The organism is Streptomyces sp. NPDC031111, from assembly GCF_055570675.1.
Genome location: NZ_JBVIGS010000001.1, coordinates 747578 through 768980 on the forward strand (window position 1 = coordinate 747578; position 21403 = coordinate 768980).

The window sequence follows — 21403 nt, forward strand, 5'->3', positions numbered from 1 at the left end:
CAGAAACCCCCTATTCGGAAGGCGCACATGCGAACCGCCCGTTTCACCCTGGACCCCGCCTTCACCGTAGGTGAAGTAAACCCCCGCCTCTTCGGATCGTTCGTAGAACACCTCGGCCGCTGCGTGTACACCGGCATCTTCGAACCCGACCACCCCACCGCGGACGCGGAAGGCCTCCGCACAGACGTCCTCGACCTCGTCAGAGAACTCGGCGTCACCGCCATCCGCTACCCCGGCGGCAACTTCGTCTCCGGCTACAAGTGGGAGGACTCCGTAGGCCCCGTCGAGGACCGCCCCCGCCGCCTCGACCTGGCCTGGCGCTCCACGGAGACCAACCGCTTCGGCCTCTCCGAGTACATCGCCTTCCTGAAGAAGATCGGCCCTCAGGCCGAACCCATGATGGCCGTCAACCTCGGCACCCGCGGCGTCGCCGAGGCCCTGGAGCTCCAGGAGTACGCCAACCACCCCTCCGGCACGGCCCTTTCGGACCTGCGCGTCGAGCACGGCGACAAGGACCCGTTCGGCATCCGCATGTGGTGTCTCGGCAACGAGATGGACGGCCCCTGGCAGACCGGTCACAAGACCGCCGAGGAGTACGGCCGGGTCGCCGCCGAGACCGCCCGTGCCATGCGCCAGATCGACCCCGGCGTGGAGCTCGTCGCCTGTGGTTCCTCCGGCCAGGCCATGGAGACGTTCGCCGAGTGGGAGGCGACGGTCCTCCAGGAGACGTACGACCTGGTCGACTACATCTCCCTGCACGCCTACTACGAGCCGCTCGACGGCGACGTCGACTCCTTCCTCGCCTCCGCCGTCGACATGGAGTCCTTCATCGAGAACGTCGTCGCCACCTGCGACCACGTCGGCGCCCGCCTCAAGTCGAAGAAGAAGATCAACCTCTCCTTCGACGAGTGGAACGTCTGGTACATGGCCCAGACGGACGCCCAGGTCAGCAAGCTCGACTGGCCGGAGGCCCCGCGCCTGCTCGAGGACAACTACAGCGTCACCGACGCCGTCGTCTTCGGCTCGCTCCTCATCGCCCTGCTGCGGCACGCGGACCGCGTCACCGTCGCCTGCCTCGCCCAGCTCGTCAACGTGATCGCCCCGATCATGACCGAGCCCGGCGGCCCGGCCTGGCGGCAGACCACCTTCTTCCCGTTCGCCCAGGCCTCGAAGTACGGCCGCGGCGAGGTGCTCGACGTCCGCGTGGACTCACCGACGTACGGGACGAAGAAGTACGGCGAGGCCGATCTGCTGCACGCCACCGCCGTGCGTGCCGAGGACGGCACGGTGACCGTGTTCGCCGTCAACCGGGGCCGCACCGAGTCCCTGCCCCTGGAGGTCGCCCTCAACGGCCTCGACCTCACCTCGGTCGTGGAGCACAGCGTCCTCTCCGACGCGGACCCCGACGCCCGCAACACCCTCGCCGAGCCCGAGCGGGTCACCCCGCACACGGCCGACGGTACGACCCTGGAGGACGGCCGGCTCAAGGCCGTACTGGAGCCGCTGTCCTGGAACGTGATCCGGCTGGCGTGAGCCCCGCCGGCGGTGGGCTCACCTTCCCGGTGAGTCCACCGCCTCCACCGGAACCCCGCCCTGCGCCGCGCCCAGCAGCGTCAGCCGCACATCGCGCGGCCCCGAGGGGGTGGTTCCGTCCGACAGCACCGCCAGGGCCAATGTGTTGGCCCCACGTGTGCGCAGAATCCCGTTCGGCAGGACGAAGGTGTGCTGCGGGCCCACATCGTTGATGTACTGGCCCATGTTCCAGCCATTGAGGAAGATCTGGACCCGGTAGGCGCGCTCCGGGTCGTCCTCGATCGTGAGCCCGATCGACGCGTCCACGTCCGGATCGACGTCCAGCCGGAACCCCGTGCGGTACCAGGCCACGCCCTGCCGCCGCTCCTCGTGCGGGAACTCCACGGTCCGCCACTCCCGGTCGTCGAACCCCGGCAGATGCCAGCCCTCCCGCTCCCCGTGCAGCCCGCCGTTGTTCAGCGGCCCGCGCACCCGGTCCGGCGCCCCCGCGCCCTGGATCCGCCACTCCACGTCCCGGGAGCCGCCCCCGAACCGAGCGGACACAAGCCCGCGCGCGGCCTTGTGGGCGCCCGTACGCTCCTCGTCCCGGGCGTGCTGCATCGGCCGTACCAGCACGGACAGCACGTGCCGGCCCCGCTCGCGCAGCTTCTTCGGCACCTCGAAGGTGGCCTTCGCCGTCCAGGTGCCCTTGTCCGCCGTGTCCTCGTCCGGCACCGGCATGCGGTGCGTGCCCAGCGGGCGCCCGTCCAGCCAGGCCATCAGCAGTCCCTGCGTACCGGTGCTGTAGGACAGCGTCACGGAGTCGATCCCGCGCGTGTCCGTGAACCGGCCCCGGTACCAGACGTCGCCGTGGTGGAAGCCGTAGTCGTCCGCGAAGAGGACGGGCCCGCCCTCGGGCACCGGCGTGGTGCTGTGCGAGGAGGTGCGGTCGGCGGCCGTCCACGCCGAGTCGTCGAAGCCGGCCTCGGACTCGGGGTTCTCCGCCCGCCGCCGCCAGCCGGCCGGCGCGGGCAGCCGCACCTCGGGCACGTCCGGCAGCAGCCCCTCCATCACCAGGCTCCCGGCCCGGCCGACCTGGGTGCGCACCGGCCGTCCGTTCCAGGTCACGGCGGTGATCCCGCGCGGCACCCACACCTCCAGGCCCGTCTCGCCCACGAGATCGCCGACGAGATGGGCGGTGGCGCCGCGCAGGGTGACCGAGCGGAGCAGCGCCGGGCCGTACACCAGCATCGAGCCGGCCGGGGTCTCGTACGGCCACATGCGCAGCGCCGTCGCGTCGTCGGCGAACAGCAGCACCATGGGTGTCTCGGTGTCCCCGCCCTCGACCAGGACCCGGCTCAGCCCGCCCACCCCGAGCGGCACCACGACGTTCAGCCTGCCCCGGTCGAAGGACCACGCGGGCTCGTCGTCGAGCCGGCTGGTGAGCGGCTGGGTGTCGCAGTCCAGGGCGATCTGCGCGGTCTCGCCGGCGCGGCCCGTGAACAGGGCGATGTCCTGCCGTCCGACGGTCATGTTCAGCATGGGCTGCGCGGTGGTGAACGCCAGCTTCCGGCGGCCCAGCTCCAGCCCGGTGGCGAGCAGCTTGGCGTCCCCCGCGCCGACGGTGACGGGAACGTCGACATCGGTGTCCGGCAGCAGCGAGGCGACCGGCTCCGCGGAGTCGTTGCGCAGGACGTACACCTGGGCGTCGGTGTCGGGATTGGCCAGGTGGTGCACCTTCAGCCGGTCGTCCTCCGCCCGCACCTCCTTCGCCGGGTCCAGCCGGGCGAGGTCGGGCACGGTCCGCAGCAGATGACCGAGCTGCTGTGCCGCGGCGAACCCGGGCGTGGGCCGCCGGCCCTCGTCGATCGCCGCCCCGTGGTCGTACGAGGTGTAGACGCCCGGCGCGGGCAGCCAGCCCCACGAGGTGCCGCCGAACGCCATCCGGACGTTGTGCACCGTGGTGCCGCCCGCGAGCGCGGTGAGGTACGCGCGCCGTTCGGAGGCCGGGTCGTGCGTCCGCCGCACCTCCGCGTACCCCTTGCCGCCGGAGCCGGCCCCGCCCCACGGGTCGGGAGCCCCGCCCGCCGCCGCGGACACGAACCCGGGCGTCGGCCGGCCGGTCCCGCGCTCGCCGAAGTGCCCGTCCGTGTGGAACAGCGGTACGTCGATGCGGTCGGCCCGCGCCCTGTCGTACAGGTGGGTCAGGTAGGCGCGCCCGTCGGGGTCGTCGGCGGAGACCTCGAACCCGTCCTCGAGCTGGTACAGCAGCACGGTGCCGCCGCCCGCGGTGAACAGATGCCGGACGGCGATGCGGTTGACGGCGCCCAGCCACTCGTCGACGTGCCGCAGGTACTCCGGGTCGGCGGTCCGCGCGGTGCCCTCGGCGGCCGTCAGCCACCCGGGGAAGCCGCCGGCGTCGACATCCGCGGACCCGAGGTACGGCCCCGGACGCAGGATGACGTACAGCCGCTCCTCGGCGGCCGTGCGCAGGAAGAGGTCCAGGTCCCGCACCCCGGTGAAGTCGTACGTGCCGGGCGCGGGGGAGTGGTAGTTCCAGGGCACGGGGACGCTGACCGCGTTGTGGCCGTGGGCGCGCAGCTTCTGGAGCACGTCCCGCCACAGGGAGGGGCTGGGCAGCCGGAAGGGGTGCATCTCGCCGGACCACAGCACCAGGCGCCGGTTGTCGACGAGCAGCGAGTACCGGTCGTAGGTGACCCGGTGCCGTCTGCCGTCCGCGCTCGGCGGCGGGGGCGGCGGGCCCGTCGGCACGCTGCGCGGCCCGTGCGTGCCGGTCGCCGCCCCGCCGCTGCCGGCGAGCGCGAGACCGAGCGCCGCCGTGCCGGCGAGGGCGGTGAAGGTACGCCTGCTGAGCTCCAAGGGAGCGCCTCCTGTTGTGCTGCCACACGGGGTGCCGGTGGGCCATTGTCCACGAACCGGCATCCCTCCGTTCACACGAGGGTTCCGGTACGCCCGTTTCCTCCCGGGTTGGCGTGGTGAAAGTGAATGGCCGGAGTTCGCCCTGTCCGCGGCTCGCGGGGCTCCATACGATGCGAGCGCTCCCGGCCTTCACCGCACCTCCATGCCTCCTTCACGAGGCCGGGAGCGCATGTGTCCGCACTATTGGCATGTGCATGACATTTCAATCAAACCCCCCACAGAAGGATGGAGACCATGGCTGGTGGCCTGCTCCTGAGTGCGGCGGCGGCCGCACTCCTCACCGCCGCGTTGCCCGCGCACAATCCGTCGTCCGGTTTCGACGACCCGCCCCCGGACAAGATCGTCATCAAGGTCGCCACGGTGAACGGCTCCGGTTGCCCCCAGGGCACCGCCGCGGTCGCCGTCTCCGCGGACAACACCGCGTTCACCGTGACGTACAGCGACTACCTCGCCCAGGCCGGCGGGGACTCCGACCCCACGGCCTCCCGCAAGAACTGCCAGCTCAGCCTGCTGGTGCACGTTCCGCAGGGCTTCACCTACGCCATCGCCAGCGCGGACTACCGGGGCTTCGCCTCGCTCCAGCCCGGCGCGAGGGGTACGCAGCGGGCGTCGTACTACTTCCAGGGCTCCCCGAACACGGAGTACCGCACGCACCCCGTCGCGGGCCCCTACGACGACAACTGGCAGGCCACGGACGAGACTGACTGGGCGCAGCTCGTCTACGCACCCTGCGGGGTCCAGCGCAACTTCAACATCAACACGGAGCTGCGGGTGAGCGCCGGCACGACCTCGCCCGACGAGGTCAGCTTCATGACGATGGACTCCACGGACGGAGACATCAGCACCGTGTACCACCTCGCGTGGAAGGAGTGCCCGCAGGACTGACGGCACACTGAGGGCGGGCGGGCCCGGATGCTCGGGTCCGCCCGCTCGGGGATCACTCCCCGCCGTCGTGGCCGCGCAGGTGGAGGGAGCGCAGGGCCACCTCCAGGGCGAAGCGGTGGTCGGGGTCGGTGAGGCGGTCGCCCAGGTGGGCGTCCAGGTTCCGCAGGCGGTAGCGGACGGTCTGGGCGTGCACGCCCAGCATCTCGCCGACCTGCTCGGCGGGTGCCCGGGTGGAGATGTGGACGCGGAGCGTCTCGACCAGCCGCCGGCGCCGGCCGGCGGGCAGCCCGTCGAGCGGCGCGAGTTCGCGGGCCGCGACATGGTCGACGAGGGCGGGGTCGGACAGCAGCCACAGCGTGACCAGATGGTCCTCGCACCGGACCAGCGGGGCGTCGGGCACCACCCCGTCGTCGACGAACTGGAGCACACGGCGGGCCCAGCGGACGGAGTCGGCGGCCTGCGCGAGCGGTACGGTCAGGCCCACCGCGGCCCGGGTGCCGGCCAGGGCCGTGCCGAGCATCGCGAGGCGCTGCGGGGTGAGGTCCCCGGGGACGAGCAGATGCGGCTGCGGGATGTCGAGGTCGGCGAGGACGTCGCCGTCGAGCGCCGCCTGGATGTGGTCCGGCACCGGGGGACGGAGGGCGACGAGGGTGCACGTGCGGGGCAGTTCCCAGGCGGCGGCCTCGCACAGCTCCGAGACGGTGGTCTGGGGCAGCGGCGACGCCGCCAGGATCAGGTGGAGCAGCTGTCTTCGTAACGCGGACACTTCGGAGGCGGCCCGCTCGCGCACCTCCGCGTACCCCTCGCGGGTGATCGCCTCCAGTTCCTCGACGTATGCGAAGAGGGCGTCGGCGAAGGCGAGGATGAGGGTGGGGGAGAGGTTGTACTGCCGTCCGACCGTCCTGGCGCGGCGCAGCGCGATGCGGGCCCCGAGCCGGTAGGCGCTCTGGAGGGTCTCCAGGTCGCGGCCCTCGTACGCCTCCACCCGGCCGAACCTGCGCAGCAGTTCGTCCCGCAGTTCCGAGCTCCGGCCCGGATCGGCCACCCGGTCCACGAAGGCGACCAGCGCCTGTTCCACGCCCTGGCGGATCGCGTCCCCGTTCGGGCCGTTGAGCAGCCGACCGTAGACGGGGTACGCGCGGGTGACCTCGGCGCGTATCTCGTTCAGCAGACCCGGCAGTTCCGGCCGGATGAAGGCCGCGAACTTCCTGGGTAAGGGTTCGAGCGGTTCGCCGGCCTCCGGGGGCCGTGTGATCGAGGGCATCGTCACCCCTTGCTCTCCGACGTGTCCGGCGGGGTGGCCGGGGGACGTCGTCCAGCCGGGTGCCGTACCACGCCCGACCGCTCCACCAGGCACGCCGGTCTGAGAATCTGAAGCTAAATCAACTCCCTTTTCCTGTACACGATTTGAGCAGAAATTCTTCACCGCTGCACGGGCCCGGCCGCCGCAACGGCCGGGAACCGCTGCCGGGTGGCCGTTACCTGACGGCGGAGTGCCAGTTCTCCGCGAGCACCCTGCCGGCCTCGGGGGCGGCGGTGCCGGGCGCGTTCAGGCCGGTGAGGTGGGTCTGTGTGTCGTTGAGGGTGAGGCTGTTGTTCCCGGCGGCGGAGGGCAGCCCGGTCTTCGCGTTGACCGCGGCGTTGATCAGGCCGACGTTCAGTCCGCAGCCGGTGGCCCCGGGGACCGCGAAGGTGCTGTCGTTCTGGGTGGCGCCGGTGAGGTTGATCCGGCTCATCTCACCGGATTCGTCGGCGGTGCCGTCGCCCTTGAAGAAGCTCATTCCGAACTCGGGGTAGTCGAGGTTCTTCGGGCGCAGCAGGATCGGTTCGGACTTCGATCCGATGTAGCAGTTGCCGCCCAGGAGCGGGTTCTCCAGGTGGATGCGGACCGGCAGGGCGACGATCGGCAGGTCCGTGAGGACGCCCGCGGTCTGGTCGAAGGCGTAGGGCGCGCCGACGGACTCCATGGTGGCGGTGATCCGGTTGAGGGTGGAGTTCTCGAGTGTCTTGCAGATGGCCGTGATCACCGGCACGTCGCTCGGGCACATCAGGCCGAGCAGACCGCCGGGCACGGTGGCGGAGTCGGCGACGAGCGCGCCGGAGGGCGGGGCGACGACGCTGCTGGTGCCGTCCGCGTTCTGGACCACCCCGATCTGGAGGTTGGTCCTCCCCGTGACCACGGTGGTCTTGCCCAGTTTGATGGAGCCGCTCGCGGAGGCGGAGACCACGCACTGCGGGGTCCTGTCGTAGCCGTCGGCGGCCAGCATCGCCGGGGCGTCCACGGGACAGCGGGTGAAGGGGGCCCACTCGCCGTTCAGCGCGGGCTCGGCGGCGGTCGCGGTGCCCAGGGAGGCGAGGGCGCCGAGCGCCGTCAGGGCGGAGACGGTGGCGACCCTGGTGCGGGTGGTGAGCAGGGGCATGGGTGATGGCCTTCCGTGGAGGAGGGGAGGTACGGATCAGCGCTCGGGGACGGGGATCTTGAGGGGCTGAAGGTCCTCGGTGCACTCGTCGGGGTTGAAGACCTGCACCGCGCAGGTCTGGCCCTGGATCTGTTTGACGTGGTTGCCGGGGCCGGAGACGGAGGCGGTGAGGAGGCGGTCGAGGTTCTCGCCGCCGGTCCCGCAGCCGGTGAAGGCGGGGATGGTCACCTCTCCGGTCAGCGGGCCGCCGGAACTGAGCAGATAGCCGACGGGCATCTCGGGTGGCTGGTGCGTGCTGCTCCCGAACAGCAGCATGTGGTCGCCCGGGTAGGTCGAGGGATCCGGTTCGGGGGAGCGCAGCGGGCTCTCCGTCCGGCAGCCGGCCCCGACGTCCAGGGGGGTGCCGTTGACCTCGAGAGCGGTCACCCGGAGCACCAACGGGACCCGGGCACGGGTCTCGAAGGTGGTGTGTCCGGTCGCGAACACGGTCTCCCCGGCGACGTCCAGGGTGAGGGGACCGGTCTGCTCCAGCACCATCGTGGCCTTCGTCGGCACGAAGCCGAAGGTCAGGAAGGTGGCCTGGAACGGCGGCGTCTGCTCGCGTCCTTGATGGTGGAGCCTGCCCTCCGAGTGCTGTCTCAGATAGGCGCCGGAGAAGTCCGGGAAGAAGTCGACGATGTCCAGCGGTCCTTGTTCGACGAGGATGCAGGACACGGGGATGAGCGAGGCCCCTCGCAGCTTCCGCACGTTCGAGTAGCCGGTGATGTAGGCGTTCAGCGACGCCGACGTGGACGGATTCTCGTCGTCGTAGCGGCAGGGTGGTGCGTCGCGCCGCGCGGTACCGCCGGGCGGGGTCTCCGCCACCTTCGGCGCGCGGTTCCCCTGTCCGTCCTCCGGCGTCCCGGAGGACGGGTCCGGCGTCGCGGGGGAGGAGCCGGGCGCGGACGGCGAACCGCTCGGCTCCGGTGTGTCGGTGCCGACCGGCACGGTGGCCAGCGGCCCGTTCTCCGGCGGGTCCCCGGCGGGGGAGCAGTCGAGCGTCAGCGCGTCGGCCCCGGTGGCGGTCCCGTCCGCCGTGCCGGGCGCCAGGTCGACGGCGAGGTTCCCGGCGGTGAACGTCAGAGCGCCGTCGCCCTGCCCGGTCACCGAGGGGACGTCGCCCGTCGTGGTCAGCGTCAGCGGTCCGGAATCGGGAAGGGGGACCGGCTCCGCGGTGCCGCGCCAGGTCGCCTCGGCGGCGGCCCGGTTCTGGGTGACGCCGACGGTGAGGCGGGTGGCGGCCCGGACGGTCGCGGCCTCGGGCGCGGTGAGGTCGGCGACCGCCTCCGCCGGGAGAACCACGGTGGTGGTGACGTCGGTGGGTGAGAACGCCTCGCCCGGCTCCGCCCGGTCCGGGAACACCGCCGAGACCCGGACCGTCACGGGCTGCCGTCCGGACGGCAGCGCGCAGGCGTAGGGGAGTTCGGCGTCCACCTCCAGGGTGTCCGCGGTGGATACCGCGGCCGGGATCGTGGCGGCGAGCACGACGAACGCACCGATCGCCGCGCTCCGGGCGCGGACACGGGGTGGCCGCGGCGCGGCGGCACGATGGCCTCTCATACAGCTCCACTCGGGTCGTTCGACGGCGGGTTCCGGAGGTCCGGAGGCGCCCGGAGGGGTCCGGAGGGTTCGGCCGGGCAGCCCGTGTCCGCCCGGCCGGGGCCTCCGGCGGGGTGGACACGGGCGGGTGGCGCCTTACGGGTTGGAGCCGACGATCTTCGGGATGGAGCCGTTCGACGCCTTGATGGTGTAGTTGCCCTTGAAGATGGGCTTGGTGGCGGTCGTGACCACCGAGCCGCAGTTGACGGGGGCGGGGCTGGAGCTGACCACCAGGTCACCGGAGACGCTGTTGACGGCCAGGACGCCGGTGGAGTTGGTGTAGGTGGCCGAGGCCTTGCCCGTGACCGTGAACTTGCAGGCGCCGGCGGTCACGTTGGCCTTGACGTTGCCGATGTAACCCTTGGTGACGCCGGTCGCGGCGGTGTAGTCCTGTGCGACGACGGTCCAGGGGGTGACCGCCACGGTGGTGACGTTGCCCAGGACGCTGGTGCACGGCGAGGTGGAGGTGCCGAAGTTGATGGCGCTGATGGTGGCCACCGTGGCCGGGTTGCCCGTGGCGCTCGCCATGGTGCCCGAGGCGCCCGAGGTCGTGCACGTCATCGGGATGGTGGCGGTGAGCACGATGTTGCCGCTGTTCGTCGCCGTGTAGCTGCCCGTCGGGGTGACGGTCCACACCGTGGAGGGCACCGCCGAGGCGGGCGCGACGGCGAGACCGAAGGCGGCCGCGGCCGCACCCGCCACGACGGTGAACCTTCTCGTGTTCTTCTTCATGACTCCAGGACTCTCCTTGTGGATTGGCCGGCAGAAGTGGGCCGTGGCCGAGTTTTCGAGGGGAGGCCATGCGGCCCGCGGCTCGGTGGTCCCTGTCCGAGAGCAATGACGTTACTTGCGGGAAACTTAGCCGAACAATGCCGCTGTTCATGATTCTTTGAAAAGGGCAACCATCTGTTTCCGGGGTGAGTGGCTCATGGGCCGACTTAGTCACCGACTGTCAATGTCGAACGCTTCGCCCGATGGTGCCGGGACTCCCTGATAGCCGCTCCGCAGCGCGCCGCGGTGCTCGCTCGGTGACAAATTCGCGGCCGTTTTTTATCTGCTGCCTGACAGGTTCCGGATGGCCGAACCGGACGTCCTGGAAAACTCGTATTCCGCTCTTGCCCGCCGAGGTTACTCGGCCGTAACGTGCCGGAGTGCTCCTCGGTTCCAGGTCGGTGGCCCCCGTCGGCCGGAGCCGTGACGGATGCTTTCCGGCCGCGCCCTCCACTGGGGCCGGGCGTCCGTCGGCAGGGTCTCGCGGACCCACACCCCCCGGGGTCGCGAGGCCCTGCCTGTCTCCCCGGAGACAAGTGCGGGTGCGGCATGTTGTCTGCGCGCTGACAAAGTCCACGAGGGCGCTGGAGGTGATATGGGAATCGAAGTGGTGGTCGAGGGCCTGACCAAGTCCTTCGGTGAGCAGAGCATCTGGCGGGACGTGACACTCACCCTTCCCGCCGGAGAGGTGAGCGTGATGCTGGGTCCGTCCGGCACCGGGAAGACCGTATTCCTGAAGTCGCTCATAGGGCTGCTCAAACCCGAGAAGGGCCGTGTTCTCATCAACGGGGTCGACATGGTGAACAGTCCCGAAAGGGATATATACGAGACCCGGAAATTGTTCGGTCTCATGTTCCAGGACGGAGCCCTCTTCGGGTCCATGTCGCTCTTCGACAACATTGCCTTCCCGCTGCGCGAGCACACCCGCAAGAAGGAGTCCGAGATCCGCCGCGTCGTGATGGAGCGGATCGAGGTCGTCGGGCTGCTGGGCGCGGAGGGCAAGCTGCCGGGAGAGATCAGCGGCGGCATGCGCAAGCGGGCCGGTCTGGCCCGCGCGCTCGTGCTGGACCCCCAGATCATCCTCTGCGACGAACCGGACTCCGGGCTCGACCCGGTCCGCACCGCCTACCTCTCCCAACTGCTGATCGACCTCAACGCGCAGATCGACGCGACGATGCTGATCGTCACCCACAACCTCGACATCGCCGCCACCGTGCCCGACAACATGGGGATGCTCTTCCGGCGCGAGCTCGTCACCTTCGGCCCGCGCGAGGTCCTGCTCACCAGCGAGGAACCGGTCGTGGCCCAGTTCCTCGGCGGCCGGCGCGAGGGACCCATCGGGATGTCCGAGGAGAAGGACGCGGCCACCCTCGCCGCCGAGGCGGACGCCGCCGTCGCCACCGCGGCCCGGCCCCGGACCATCGTTCCGCAGCTGGAGCCGTCCCCCGGCCTCCCGCCGCGCCGGGCCGTCGCCCGGCGACGTGAGCGTGTCATGAGCATGATCGACCAGTTGCCGCCGGTCGCGCGCTCCGCCATCCGCAGGACCTACGCGGAGAGCGCCTCGGCGCCCACCCTGCCGACACCCGCCGCCGGGAGCGGCGCATGATCACCGGTGCGCTGCGGCAGACGGGCAGACTCTTCGCGCTCGCCGCCGAAGTGAGCCGCGCCGTCTTCCGAAGACCCTTCCAGTTCCGCGAGTTCGTCGAGCAGTTCTGGTTCGTCGCGGGCGTCACCATCCTGCCCGCCGCCCTCGTCTCGATCCCCTTCGGCGCCGTCATCGCGCTCCAGGTCGGCTCCCTGACCCAGCAACTGGGAGCCCAGTCGTTCACCGGGGGCGCCAGCGTCCTCGCCGTCGTCCAGCAGGCGAGCCCGCTCATCGTGGCCCTGCTGATCGCCGGCGCCGGCGGCTCCGCCATCTGCGCCGACCTCGGCTCCCGCAAGATCCGCGAGGAGCTCGACGCCATGGAGGTCATGGGCGTCTCGCCCGTGCAACGCCTCGTCGTGCCCCGGGTCCTGGCCACCATGGGCGTGGCGGTCCTGCTCAACGGCCTGGTCTCCGTCGTCGGCACCCTCGGCGGCTACTTCTTCAACGTCATCCTCCAGGACGGCACCCCCGGCGCCTACCTGTCCAGCTTCTCCGCCCTCGCCCAGCCGGCCGACCTGTACATCAGCGAACTCAAGGCGCTGGTCTTCGGATTCATCGCGGGCATCGTGGCCGCCCACCGGGGACTCAACCCGCGCGGAGGCCCCAAGGGCGTCGGCGACGCCGTCAACCAGTCCGTCGTCATCACCTTCCTCCTGCTCTTCTTCGTGAACATGGTGATGACGGGCCTCTACCTCCAGATCGTCCCGCCGAAGGGAGGCTGAGGCCCGATGGCCTCCCCGCTCGCCTGGCTCGACCGCTCCGGCGACCACCTGCTCTTCTACACCCGGGCGCTGCTGTGGATCCCGCGGACCCTGCGCCGCTACCTCAAGGAGGTGCAACGCCTCCTCGCCGAGGTCGCCTTCGGCTCCGGCGGCCTCGGCGTCATCGGCGGCACCGTCGGCGTGATGATCGCGATGACGCTCTTCACCGGAACCGTCGTCGGACTCCAGGGCTACGCCGCCCTCGACCAGATCGGGACGGCCGCGTTCACCGGATTCGTCTCCGCCTACTTCAACACCCGCGAGATCGCCCCCCTCGTCGCCGGACTCGCCCTCTCGGCGACCGTCGGCGCCGGCTTCACCGCCCAGCTCGGCGCCATGCGCATCAACGAGGAGGTCGACGCCCTCGAGGGGATGGGGATCCGCTCCGTGCCCTACCTGGTCACCACGCGCATCATCGCCGGGGTCGTCGCCATCGTCCCCCTCTACGCGATCGGGCTGCTCTCCTCCTACCTGGCGTCCCGCTACGTCACCGTCCTGTTCAACGGCCAGTCCCGGGGCACCTACGACCACTACTTCAACCTCTTCCTCTCCCCGACGGACGTCCTGCTCTCCGTGCTGAAAGTGCTGATCTTCAGCGTGATGGTGATCCTCGCCCACTGCTACTACGGCTACCGCGCCACGGGCGGCCCCGCCGGTGTCGGCGTCGCCGTCGGCCGGTCCGTGCGCAACGCCATCGTGCTGATCAGCGTCACCGACTTCTTCCTGTCGCTCGCCCTGTGGGGCGCGACCACGACCGTGAAGGTGGCGGGGTGAGATGAGCGGAACACGACGCGACACGCTGCGCCGCCGGTCCGCCGGAGTGGTGTTCCTGGTGGTGCCCGCCCTGCTGGTCTGGCTGGCCGTCGCCGTCTACGACAAGAGGTTCACCGACTCCGACCCGGTGGTCGTCGAGACCGGCAGCGTCGGCAACGAGATGCACCGGGGCGCCGAGGTCAAGCTGCGCGGCGTCGTCGTCGGTGAGGTCCGCGCCATCGACGCCACCGACGACGGGGCCCGGCTCACCCTCGCCATGAAGCCCGGCGCCCTCGACGACGTACCGTCCGACGTCCGCGCGCAGATGCTGCCGACCACCCTGTTCGGCGAACGGTTCGTGGCGCTCGTACCGCCCGAGGACCCGTCGGACCGGCCGCTGGCCGCCGGAGCCGTCATCCCCCAGGACCGCTCCGAGAACGCCGTCGAACTCCAGCAGGTCCTCGACGACGTCCTGCCGCTGCTCACCGCCGTCCAGCCGCAGAAGCTCTCCGCGACCCTGTCGGCCGTCTCGCGGGCCCTGGAGGGACGCGGCGACCGGCTCGGCGACACGCTCGAACAACTGGACGCGCACCTCAAGGAGTTCAACCCCCACCTGCCCACCCTCAACCGCGACCTCAAGCACCTCGTGAAGGTCGGTCACGTCTACGCCGACGCCGCACCCGGCATCATCACGGCGCTCACCGACTTCACCACCACCAGCGGCACCCTCGCCGAGCAGGAGGCCGCCTACGCCGGCACCCTCGGCGCCACCACCCGGACGGCCGAGGACCTGACGGCCTTCCTGCGGAAGAACCGGGACAACGTCATCCGGCTCAGCGCCACCGGCAGGCCCACCCTGGAACTGCTCGCCGAGTACTCCCCCTCCTTCCCCTGCACCCTGCGCACCCTCGCCGAGTTCGTGCCCGCCATGGACAAGGCGCTCGGCAAGGGCACCGACCGGCCCGGCATCCACGTCGACGTCAGCACCGTCCCCTCGCGCGGCCCCTACCTCCCCGGCCGCGACACCCCGGTGTACGACTCCGGCGGCGGCCCCCGCTGCCCCTCCGTGCCCTACCTCGGCTCCCTCGCCCGGCCCGCCGCACAGGCGTCCGCGGCGGTCGGCGAGGACCTCGGACCCGCCAACTCCCCGCAGGAAAACGACCTCGTCAACGAACTGCTCGCACCCGCCGCCGGCCGGCGGCCCGCCGATCTGCCCGACTGGAGCAGCCTGCTCGTCGGCCCGGCCTACCGCGGCACGGAGGTGACCCTCGGATGACGTCCCCGGACCACGCGCACACCCGGCGCCGCCCGCTGACCGGGCCACTGCTCAAGTCCCTGGCGTTCGTGGTGGTGACCGGCATCGCCACGACCGTGCTCGGCCTCAGCGTCGCCGACACCGGCGTCGGCACCGGCACCCGCACCTACCGGGCCCTGTTCACCGACGTCACCGGACTCGTCGACGGCGACAGCGTACGGATCTCCGGCGTGGAGGTCGGCGAGGTGACCGACGTCCGCATCGTGCAACGGCGCACCGCACAGGTCACCTTCACCGTCCGCGACGACCGCATGCTGCCCCGGTCCGCCACCGCCGCCGTGAAGTACCTCAACATGGTCGGCAGGCGCTACGTCGCCCTCGACCGCGGCAGCGGCGACCTCACCGGCACGCTCGAAGCGGGCGACACCATCCCGCTCGACCGCACCACGCCCGCCCTCGACCTGACCCTGCTCTTCAACGGGTTCAAGCCGCTGTTCGAAGGGCTGTCCCCGAAGGACGTCAACGAACTCGCCGGCTCCATCGTGCAGGTGCTCCAGGGCGAGGGCGCCACCGTCGACAGCCTGCTCCGCCACATCGGCTCGCTCAGCACGACCGTCGCCGCCAAGGACAAGGTGATCGGCCAGGTCGTCGACAACCTCACCACCGTCCTGGACACGCTCAACGACCGGGAGGACAGCTTCGACGACCTGGTCGTCACCCTGCGGGACCTCGTCACCGGCTTCAACGACGACCGCAAGCCCCTCGGCGAGGCCGTCGCCGCCATGGGCGACCTGACCACCGTCACCGCCGATCTCGTCGAGGACGGACGAGCCCCCCTCAAGCAGGACATCCGCGAACTGGGCCGGCTCTCGGCGGGCCTGGGCGACCACACGCCGCAGATCGAGGACTTCCTCGACCGCACCCCCGCCAAGATGACCGCCCTGGCCCGCCTGTCCTCCTACGGATCGTGGTTCAACCTCTACCTCTGCGAGGCACGCGTGAGCGGAGTGACCACCTCCGACGGTTCCGAACCGCCGACCGGCATCGCGATCACCGAATCGAGGTGCCGCGGATGAGCCCCTTCGCACGGCGTGAGCGGACCACCGGGCCCCGGCGCCCATGGTTCAAGCCGGTCAAGGAACGCGACCCCGTCGCCGTCGCCGTCGTCGGACTGCTCGCCCTCGCCCTGCTCGCCGCCCTCGTCCACCAGGCGGACCGGCTGCCGTTCGGCGGCGGTACGCGGTACAGCGCCGACTTCTCCGAGTCCGCCGGCCTCGACGAGGGCGACGAGGTGCGCGTCGCCGGCGTCAAGGTGGGCGAGGTCACCGGCGTCGCCCTCGACGGCGCCAAGGTGAAGGTCACCTTCGAGGTCGAGGACGTCTGGATCGGCGACCGGACGACGGCCGCCATCGCCATCAAGACCCTCCTCGGCGACAAGTACCTGGCGCTCGACCCGCTCGGCTCCGGCCGGCAGGACCCCGGCAGCCGCATCCCGCTGTCCCGCACCACCTCCCCCTACGACGTGACACAGGCGTTCCAGGACCTCGGCTCCACCGTCGAGGACATCGACACCCGGCGGCTCGCGGAGAGCTTCGAGACCATCTCCGACACCTTCGAGAACTCCCCGCCCCATGTGCGCACCGCCGCAGACGGCCTGTCCGCGCTGTCGAAGTCCGTGTCCAAACGGGACGCGGAACTCGCCGAACTCCTCAAGGGCAGCGCCCGGTTCACCAGGACGCTGAAGAACAAGAAGTCCAGCTTCGAGACCCTCATCGAGGACGGCGGCTCCCTGCTCGGCGAACTCCGGGACCGCCGCGGCGCCATCCGGGCCCTGCTGAAAGGCAGCAGGGAACTCGGCACCGAGATCGGCGGCCTCGTCGGCGACAACGAGAAGCAGCTCGGCCCCACCCTCAAGGCCCTCGGCCGGGTCACCGGCGTCCTGGAGAAGAACAACGCCCAGCTGGGCAAGACCCTCGCGCTGGTCGGCCCGTACTACCGCCTCGTCGGCAACACCCTGGGCAACGGCCGCTGGTTCGACAGCTACCTGTGCGGCGTCGTCCCCCGCGACTACCTGCCCGAGACGTCCCTGCCCGAGACCGGCTGCCTGCCGCCGAAACAGGCGGCGGCCCGGGGGAACGGTGAGCGATGAGCAGACGGAGAAGAGTCCTCACCGGCCTGCTGGCCCTCGCCGTGCTCGTCGCCGGCGGCCTGACCACCGCCCGGGTCCTCGACTCCGACGGCACCCGCATCACCGCCTACTTCGACCGCACCGTCGGCATCTACGCCGGGTCCGACCTGCGCGTCCTCGGTGTGCGCGTCGGCGAGGTGGAGTCGGTGCGGCCACAGGGCACCACGGTGCGCGTCGGCCTCCTCCTGGACGAGGGCGTGAAGGTCCCCCGGGGCGCGCGGGCCGTCGTCGTCGCGCCGAGCGTCGTCGCCGACCGCTACGTACAGCTCACCCCCGCCTACAGCTCGGGCCCCGCCCTCGCCGAGGGCGCCGTCCTGCCCGCCGCGCGCAACCGCACCCCCGTCGAGATCGACCAGCTCTACGACTCCGTCACCGAACTCGGCGAGGCACTCGGCCCGGACGGCGCCAACTCCAGCGGCGCCCTGTCCGAACTGCTCGGCACCGGCGCCGCCAACCTCGACGGCAACGGCGAGGCCATCGGCGACGGCATCGAGGAGTTCGGCAAGGCCGCCAGGACCCTCGACGGCAGCAGCGGCGACCTGTTCGACACGCTGAGCAGGCTCCAGACCTTCACCACCATGCTGAAGGAGAAGGACACCGACGTGCGCACCGCGCAGGAACGCCTGGACGAGGTCGTCGGCTTCTTCGCCGACAACAAGGACGACCTCGCCGGGGCGCTCGAGGAACTCGGCACCGCCCTCGGCCAGGTCAAGACCTTCATCAAGGACAACCGGGGCGAGCTGAAGGAGAACGTCGACCGGCTCGTCCCCCTCACCCGGACCCTCGTCGAGCAGCGGGCCTCGCTCGCCGAGGCGCTGGACGTGGCGCCGCTGGCCGTGGACAACGTCGTGGGCGCCTACAACCCCGACACCCGCACCCTCGACGGCCGCGCCAACCTCAACGAGATCAGCATGGGCGGACCGCTGCTGCCGCTGCCCGCGACGGGCGGCTCCGCCACCGGGGAGGGGGAGCGATGAGGCGCACCCGGAACCCAGGCACACGGGCGGCGAAGGTCGGGCGCGGCGTCCGCACCACGGGCGGTGCCGCCGGCCTCACCCTCGGCGGACTCCTCGCCCTCGGCCTCGGCTTCGCCCTGGCCCTCGGCGCGGTCACCGTCGAAGTGCCGCGCTTCGACGGCATCGAGGACCTGCCGCTGCCCGGCGGCGCCGACCTCGGCGACCACCCCTACACCGTCACCGCGGAACTCTGGGACGTACTCAGCCTGGCCCCGCAGTCCGCGGTCAAGGTCAACGACGTCGCCGTCGGCCGGGTCACCGACGTCGAACTCGGCCGCGACGACTGGTCGGCCCGCGTCACCATGAAGATCAACGGAGCGGTACGGCTGCCCGCCGACGCCACCGCCCGCCTCGAACAGTCCAGCCTGCTGGGCGAGAAGTACATCCAGCTCGTCTCGCCCGAACGGGAGACCGGAGCCGGACGGCTGGAGGACGGGGACGTCATCCCGGTCTCCCGCACCGGCCGCAACACCGAGGTCGAGGAGGTGTTCGGCGCGCTGTCCCTGCTCCTCAACGGGGGCGGGGTCAACCAGCTCAAGACCATCACCCGGGAACTCAACGCGGCGCTCGGCGGGCGCGAGCCCGAGGTCCGCTCCCTGCTGAAACGGGTCAACACCCTGGTGACCGACCTCGACGACCACCGGGGCGACATCACCGACGCCCTCGACTCCGTCAACCGGCTCTCCACGACCGTCGCCGGCCGCAAGGACGACGTCGGCACCGTCCTCACCGACCTCTCGCCCGGACTGAAGACGCTGGAGAAGCAGCGCGGCTCGCTGCTGACCATGCTGCGCTCCCTCGACACGCTCTCCGGCGTCGCCGTCTCCACCATCGACGCGAGCAAGGACGACATGATCGCCGACCTCAAGGCCATCGCGCCGACCCTGAAGGCGCTCGCCGACGCGGGCACGGACCTGCCCGACTCACTGGAGGTGCTGCTGACGTACCCGTTCACCGACGAGGTGCTGCGGGGAGTGAAGGGCGACTACCTCAACGTGTACCTGGACATGACCGCCGTGCCCGGGACCCGGTTGATCCCGCCGCTGGTGCCGCAGGGCACGGCCCCGTCCCCGTCCCCGGCGTCGTCACCGGCGCGCTCCTCGCCCCTGCCCCTGCCCTCCGTCCCCGCCACCGCAACGGCGGCGGATCCGGCGGACGCACAGGGAGGTGAGCCGGGTTGATCATCCTCGCCGTACGGCTGAAGAACCTCGCCTTCCTCCTCATCGCCGTCCTCGCCCTCTCCTTCCTCGGCATCCGCTACGCCGACCTCGGCCGGTACGTCGGCGTCGCCGACTACTACACGGTCGACGTGCGACTCCCGCGCACCGGCGGTCTGTTCACGCACTCCGACGTCACCTACCGGGGTGTCTCCGTGGGCCGCGTAGGACCGATCGGCCTCACCGCCGACGGTGTCGTCGCCGAACTCCGCATCAGGAAGTCCGCCCCGCGCATCCCCGCCGACACCCGCGCCGTGGTCGCCGGGCTCTCCGCGGTGGGCGAGCAGTACATCGACCTGCGGCCCGAGAGCGGCGGCGGCCCCTATCTCGCCGAGGGCGCGCGCATCGAACAGGCCGACACCCAGGTGCCCCGGCCCGTCACCGACGTGCTCAGCAGCGTCGACGCCCTCGCCGGCTCCGTCCCGCTCGACGATCTGCGCACGGTCGTGGACGAGTTCGGCAGGGCCTTCGAGGGCCACGGCGACGACCTCCAGGTCCTGCTCGACAGCGGCAGCGCCTTCGTGGAGGCCGCCGACCGCGCCCTGCCGTCCACCACCCGGCTCATCACCGACGGCGAGACCGTGCTGCGCACCCAGGCCGAGGAGGAGCGGGCCATCCGCGACTTCGCCGTCGGGGCGGAGGAACTGGCCCGCACCCTCAAGGGCTCCGACGCCGATCTGCGCCGCCTCCTCACGGTCACCCCCGAGGCCGCCACCCAGGTCAGCGGCCTCCTGCGGGACCTCGACCCGAGCCTCGGCGTCGTCCTCGCCAATCTGCTCACCACCTCCGAGATCGCCGTCACCCGGCAGCGCGGCATGGAGGAACTCCTCGTGAAGTACCCGGCGGCCGTCGCCGTCGGCGCCACCGCCGTCGACGGAGGGAAGCTGAACCTCGGCATGGCCGTCACCTTCTTCAAGCCCCTGCCCTGCACCGCCGGATACGGCGCCACGCGCTACCGCAACGGGCTCGACCTCGGCACCACGCCCGCCCTCAACACCGGCGCGGCCTGCACCGCCCCCGCCGCGTCCGGGGTCAACGTACGCGGTTCGGCGAACGCCCCGAAGGGCGGCCCGGTGCCCGACCCGGCCAGGCCCGGATCCCTGCCCTCCGGCAGCACCGGGGCACGGCCCGGCGGACCGGCGGCACTCCCCGGCGCCCTCGCCCTGCCGGGCCAGGACGGCGAGGCACCGGGGGACATGACGGGCCTCCTCGCCCCGTCGGCGGGGAGCACGCGATGAACGGGGCCCGGACCCTCACCGCCGTGGGACTCGCCCTGGCGCTCGGCTTCTTCGGCACCGGCGCGTGGACGTACACGCAGGCACGCACCGACGACGCGCTCGCGTACGGCCGGGAGCGCGACCGGGCGCTCGCCGACGGACGGGAGCGCGTCGCCGTGCTCACCACGCTCGACGCCGCCACCCGGCAGCGGGCGGAGCAGGGCATCCGGGCCTGGCGCGACGCCGCCACCGGGCCGCTGCGCGAGGAACTGGGCCGCACCGAGGCCAAGGCGGGCGCCTCGGCGCGCGGCACGGTCACCGAGGCGGCCGTCACCGCCCTCGACACACGGGCCGGCACCGCCAAGCTGATCACCACCGTCCGCGTCGAGGTCACACCCGCCGGGACGAGGAAGCCGGCCGTCGACCGCAAGCGCCTGGAGGCCGTCCTGGCGCGCACCGGCGAGGGGGAGTGGAAGGTGAGGGCGCTGAGCGCGGTATGGCTCCCGGAGGGGCAGGAGGGCGGGAACCGATGACGCTGACACGGCTGCTGCGGGGCGGCAGGACGGACACCGCGCCGGACCCGGAACCCGCGGAGGTCTCCGCCGTGGACGAGCCCTCGCCGGACCACCCGGCGGACGGCACCCGCGCCCGTCGGCCGCCGGGCGCGGGTGCGCGCCGGGTCGCCGTCGCCGGGATCGCCGCCGTGCTCGTCCTCGGCGGCTGCGGCTTCCTCTACGGCGCCCACCAGCTCGAGTCGGCCGAGTCCGCCCGGAACCGCGCGCTCACCGACACCGAGGCCACCGACCGCGTCGCCGGCGAGGTGGCGGGCGCCCTCGCCCGCGTCTTCTCCTACGCCCCGGACGGCACCGCGGCCGCCGAGCGCTCCGCGGACGCCGTCCTCGGTGGTCGCGCCGCCCGCCAGTACCACGACCTCTTCGCCCAGGTCCGCGACGACCTCACCGAGCAGCGCGTCACCCTGAGCACCCGGGCGGTCCGGACCGGGGTGATCGAACTCGACGGCGAACAGGCGCGGTTGCTGGTCTTCCTCGACCAGACCTCCCGCCGCGGCAAGGACGGGGCCACCACAGCGGCCGCCCAACTCACCGTCACGGCCCGCCTGGAGAACGGCCGGTGGCGGATCGTCGACCTCAAGGCCCGCTAGAACGTGCGCGGGAGACAGGAGCA

General features: G+C 71.7%; 18 protein-coding genes. 13 read left to right on the forward strand and 5 right to left on the reverse strand.

Annotation, left to right across the window (positions count from 1 at the left end; all coding sequences use genetic code 11):
- Positions 1–27 precede the first annotated feature (27 nt).
- Positions 28–1533, forward strand: a complete 1506-nt coding sequence (gene arfA, locus ACZ470_RS03310) for an arabinosylfuranosidase ArfA (RefSeq protein ID WP_468423921.1) — start codon at positions 28–30, stop codon at positions 1531–1533.
- A gap of 18 nt (positions 1534–1551) precedes the next feature.
- Here arfA and ACZ470_RS03315 read toward each other — a convergent pair whose 3' ends face one another.
- Entirely contained in the window at positions 1552–4392 is a 2841-nt protein-coding gene (locus tag ACZ470_RS03315) for a glycoside hydrolase family 35 protein (RefSeq protein ID WP_468423922.1), read from the reverse strand.
- A gap of 294 nt (positions 4393–4686) precedes the next feature.
- On the opposite strand from ACZ470_RS03315, the gene ACZ470_RS03320 reads away from it, so the two are divergent.
- Entirely contained in the window at positions 4687–5337 is a 651-nt protein-coding gene (locus tag ACZ470_RS03320) for a DUF4360 domain-containing protein (RefSeq protein WP_468423923.1), read from the forward strand.
- 52 nt (positions 5338–5389) lie between these two features.
- Here the strand turns inward: ACZ470_RS03320 and ACZ470_RS03325 are convergent, their stop codons facing one another.
- The 4 genes from ACZ470_RS03325 to ACZ470_RS03340 form a co-directional block, all read right to left on the reverse strand.
- Positions 5390–6601, reverse strand: a complete 1212-nt coding sequence (locus ACZ470_RS03325) for a PucR-like N-terminal domain-containing protein (RefSeq protein ID WP_468423924.1) — start codon at positions 6599–6601, stop codon at positions 5390–5392.
- Between the two features lie 214 nt (positions 6602–6815).
- Complete coding sequence (locus tag ACZ470_RS03330) at positions 6816–7757, reverse strand: hypothetical protein (RefSeq protein WP_468423925.1); 942 nt, start codon at positions 7755–7757, stop codon at positions 6816–6818.
- Positions 7758–7793: 36 nt separating this feature from the next.
- On the reverse strand, positions 7794–9356 hold the full coding sequence (locus ACZ470_RS03335) for a DUF6801 domain-containing protein (RefSeq protein WP_468423927.1): 1563 nt from the start codon (positions 9354–9356) through the stop codon (positions 7794–7796).
- A gap of 135 nt (positions 9357–9491) precedes the next feature.
- Positions 9492–10127, reverse strand: coding sequence for a hypothetical protein (locus ACZ470_RS03340; protein WP_468423929.1), 636 nt, complete (start codon positions 10125–10127; stop codon positions 9492–9494).
- A gap of 634 nt (positions 10128–10761) precedes the next feature.
- Between ACZ470_RS03340 and ACZ470_RS03345 the strand changes: the two genes are divergently transcribed.
- The 11 genes from ACZ470_RS03345 to ACZ470_RS03395 are packed head-to-tail and all read left to right on the forward strand — an operon-like array spanning position 10762 to position 21380.
- Entirely contained in the window at positions 10762–11772 is a 1011-nt protein-coding gene (locus tag ACZ470_RS03345; protein ID WP_468423930.1) for an ABC transporter ATP-binding protein, read from the forward strand.
- Positions 11769–12533, forward strand: a complete 765-nt coding sequence (locus ACZ470_RS03350) for an MlaE family ABC transporter permease (protein ID WP_468423932.1) — start codon at positions 11769–11771, stop codon at positions 12531–12533. The genes ACZ470_RS03345 and ACZ470_RS03350 overlap by 4 nt, the downstream gene beginning before the upstream one ends.
- A 6-nt stretch (positions 12534–12539) precedes the next feature.
- Positions 12540–13346, forward strand: a complete 807-nt coding sequence (locus tag ACZ470_RS03355) for an MlaE family ABC transporter permease (RefSeq protein WP_468423934.1) — start codon at positions 12540–12542, stop codon at positions 13344–13346.
- 1 nt (position 13347) lies between these two features.
- Entirely contained in the window at positions 13348–14601 is a 1254-nt protein-coding gene (locus ACZ470_RS03360; protein WP_468423936.1) for an MCE family protein, read from the forward strand.
- Complete coding sequence (locus ACZ470_RS03365) at positions 14598–15656, forward strand: MCE family protein (RefSeq protein ID WP_468423938.1); 1059 nt, start codon at positions 14598–14600, stop codon at positions 15654–15656. Before ACZ470_RS03360 ends, ACZ470_RS03365 begins: the two co-directional genes overlap by 4 nt.
- Entirely contained in the window at positions 15653–16729 is a 1077-nt protein-coding gene (locus ACZ470_RS03370; protein WP_468423940.1) for an MCE family protein, read from the forward strand. The genes ACZ470_RS03365 and ACZ470_RS03370 overlap by 4 nt, the downstream gene beginning before the upstream one ends.
- A complete protein-coding gene (locus tag ACZ470_RS03375; RefSeq protein WP_468423942.1) occupies positions 16726–17745 on the forward strand; it encodes an MCE family protein in 1020 nt (339 codons plus the stop codon). The genes ACZ470_RS03370 and ACZ470_RS03375 overlap by 4 nt, the downstream gene beginning before the upstream one ends.
- On the forward strand, positions 17742–18965 hold the full coding sequence (locus tag ACZ470_RS03380) for an MCE family protein (protein ID WP_468423944.1): 1224 nt from the start codon (positions 17742–17744) through the stop codon (positions 18963–18965). The genes ACZ470_RS03375 and ACZ470_RS03380 overlap by 4 nt, the downstream gene beginning before the upstream one ends.
- Positions 18962–20239 carry an MCE family protein gene (locus ACZ470_RS03385; RefSeq protein WP_468423945.1) on the forward strand — a complete coding sequence of 426 codons (1278 nt, stop codon included), beginning with the start codon at positions 18962–18964 and terminating at the stop codon, positions 20237–20239. The genes ACZ470_RS03380 and ACZ470_RS03385 overlap by 4 nt, the downstream gene beginning before the upstream one ends.
- Positions 20236–20751, forward strand: coding sequence for a hypothetical protein (locus ACZ470_RS03390; protein WP_468423946.1), 516 nt, complete (start codon positions 20236–20238; stop codon positions 20749–20751). The genes ACZ470_RS03385 and ACZ470_RS03390 overlap by 4 nt, the downstream gene beginning before the upstream one ends.
- Positions 20748–21380: a hypothetical protein gene (locus tag ACZ470_RS03395; protein WP_468423947.1), complete on the forward strand. Its 633-nt coding sequence runs from the start codon at positions 20748–20750 to the stop codon at positions 21378–21380. Before ACZ470_RS03390 ends, ACZ470_RS03395 begins: the two co-directional genes overlap by 4 nt.
- The last annotated feature ends 23 nt before the right edge of the window (positions 21381–21403 follow it).

Coding starts and splice junctions, on each gene's coding strand:
- ACZ470_RS03370 (WP_468423940.1), top strand. CDS start 15,653: ATGAGCCCCTTCGCACGGCGTGAGCGGACCACCGGGCCCCGGCGCCCA.
- ACZ470_RS03350 (WP_468423932.1), top strand. CDS start 11,769: ATGATCACCGGTGCGCTGCGGCAGACGGGCAGACTCTTCGCGCTCGCC.
- ACZ470_RS03395 (WP_468423947.1), top strand. CDS start 20,748: ATGACGCTGACACGGCTGCTGCGGGGCGGCAGGACGGACACCGCGCCG.
- ACZ470_RS03380 (WP_468423944.1), top strand. CDS start 17,742: ATGAGGCGCACCCGGAACCCAGGCACACGGGCGGCGAAGGTCGGGCGC.
- ACZ470_RS03325 (WP_468423924.1), bottom strand. CDS start 6,601: ATGCCCTCGATCACACGGCCCCCGGAGGCCGGCGAACCGCTCGAACCC.
- ACZ470_RS03375 (WP_468423942.1), top strand. CDS start 16,726: ATGAGCAGACGGAGAAGAGTCCTCACCGGCCTGCTGGCCCTCGCCGTG.
- ACZ470_RS03320 (WP_468423923.1), top strand. CDS start 4,687: ATGGCTGGTGGCCTGCTCCTGAGTGCGGCGGCGGCCGCACTCCTCACC.
- ACZ470_RS03345 (WP_468423930.1), top strand. CDS start 10,762: ATGGGAATCGAAGTGGTGGTCGAGGGCCTGACCAAGTCCTTCGGTGAG.
- ACZ470_RS03390 (WP_468423946.1), top strand. CDS start 20,236: ATGAACGGGGCCCGGACCCTCACCGCCGTGGGACTCGCCCTGGCGCTC.
- arfA (WP_468423921.1), top strand. CDS start 28: ATGCGAACCGCCCGTTTCACCCTGGACCCCGCCTTCACCGTAGGTGAA.
- ACZ470_RS03355 (WP_468423934.1), top strand. CDS start 12,540: ATGGCCTCCCCGCTCGCCTGGCTCGACCGCTCCGGCGACCACCTGCTC.
- ACZ470_RS03330 (WP_468423925.1), bottom strand. CDS start 7,757: ATGCCCCTGCTCACCACCCGCACCAGGGTCGCCACCGTCTCCGCCCTG.
- ACZ470_RS03340 (WP_468423929.1), bottom strand. CDS start 10,127: ATGAAGAAGAACACGAGAAGGTTCACCGTCGTGGCGGGTGCGGCCGCG.
- ACZ470_RS03360 (WP_468423936.1), top strand. CDS start 13,348: ATGAGCGGAACACGACGCGACACGCTGCGCCGCCGGTCCGCCGGAGTG.
- ACZ470_RS03335 (WP_468423927.1), bottom strand. CDS start 9,356: ATGAGAGGCCATCGTGCCGCCGCGCCGCGGCCACCCCGTGTCCGCGCC.
- ACZ470_RS03365 (WP_468423938.1), top strand. CDS start 14,598: ATGACGTCCCCGGACCACGCGCACACCCGGCGCCGCCCGCTGACCGGG.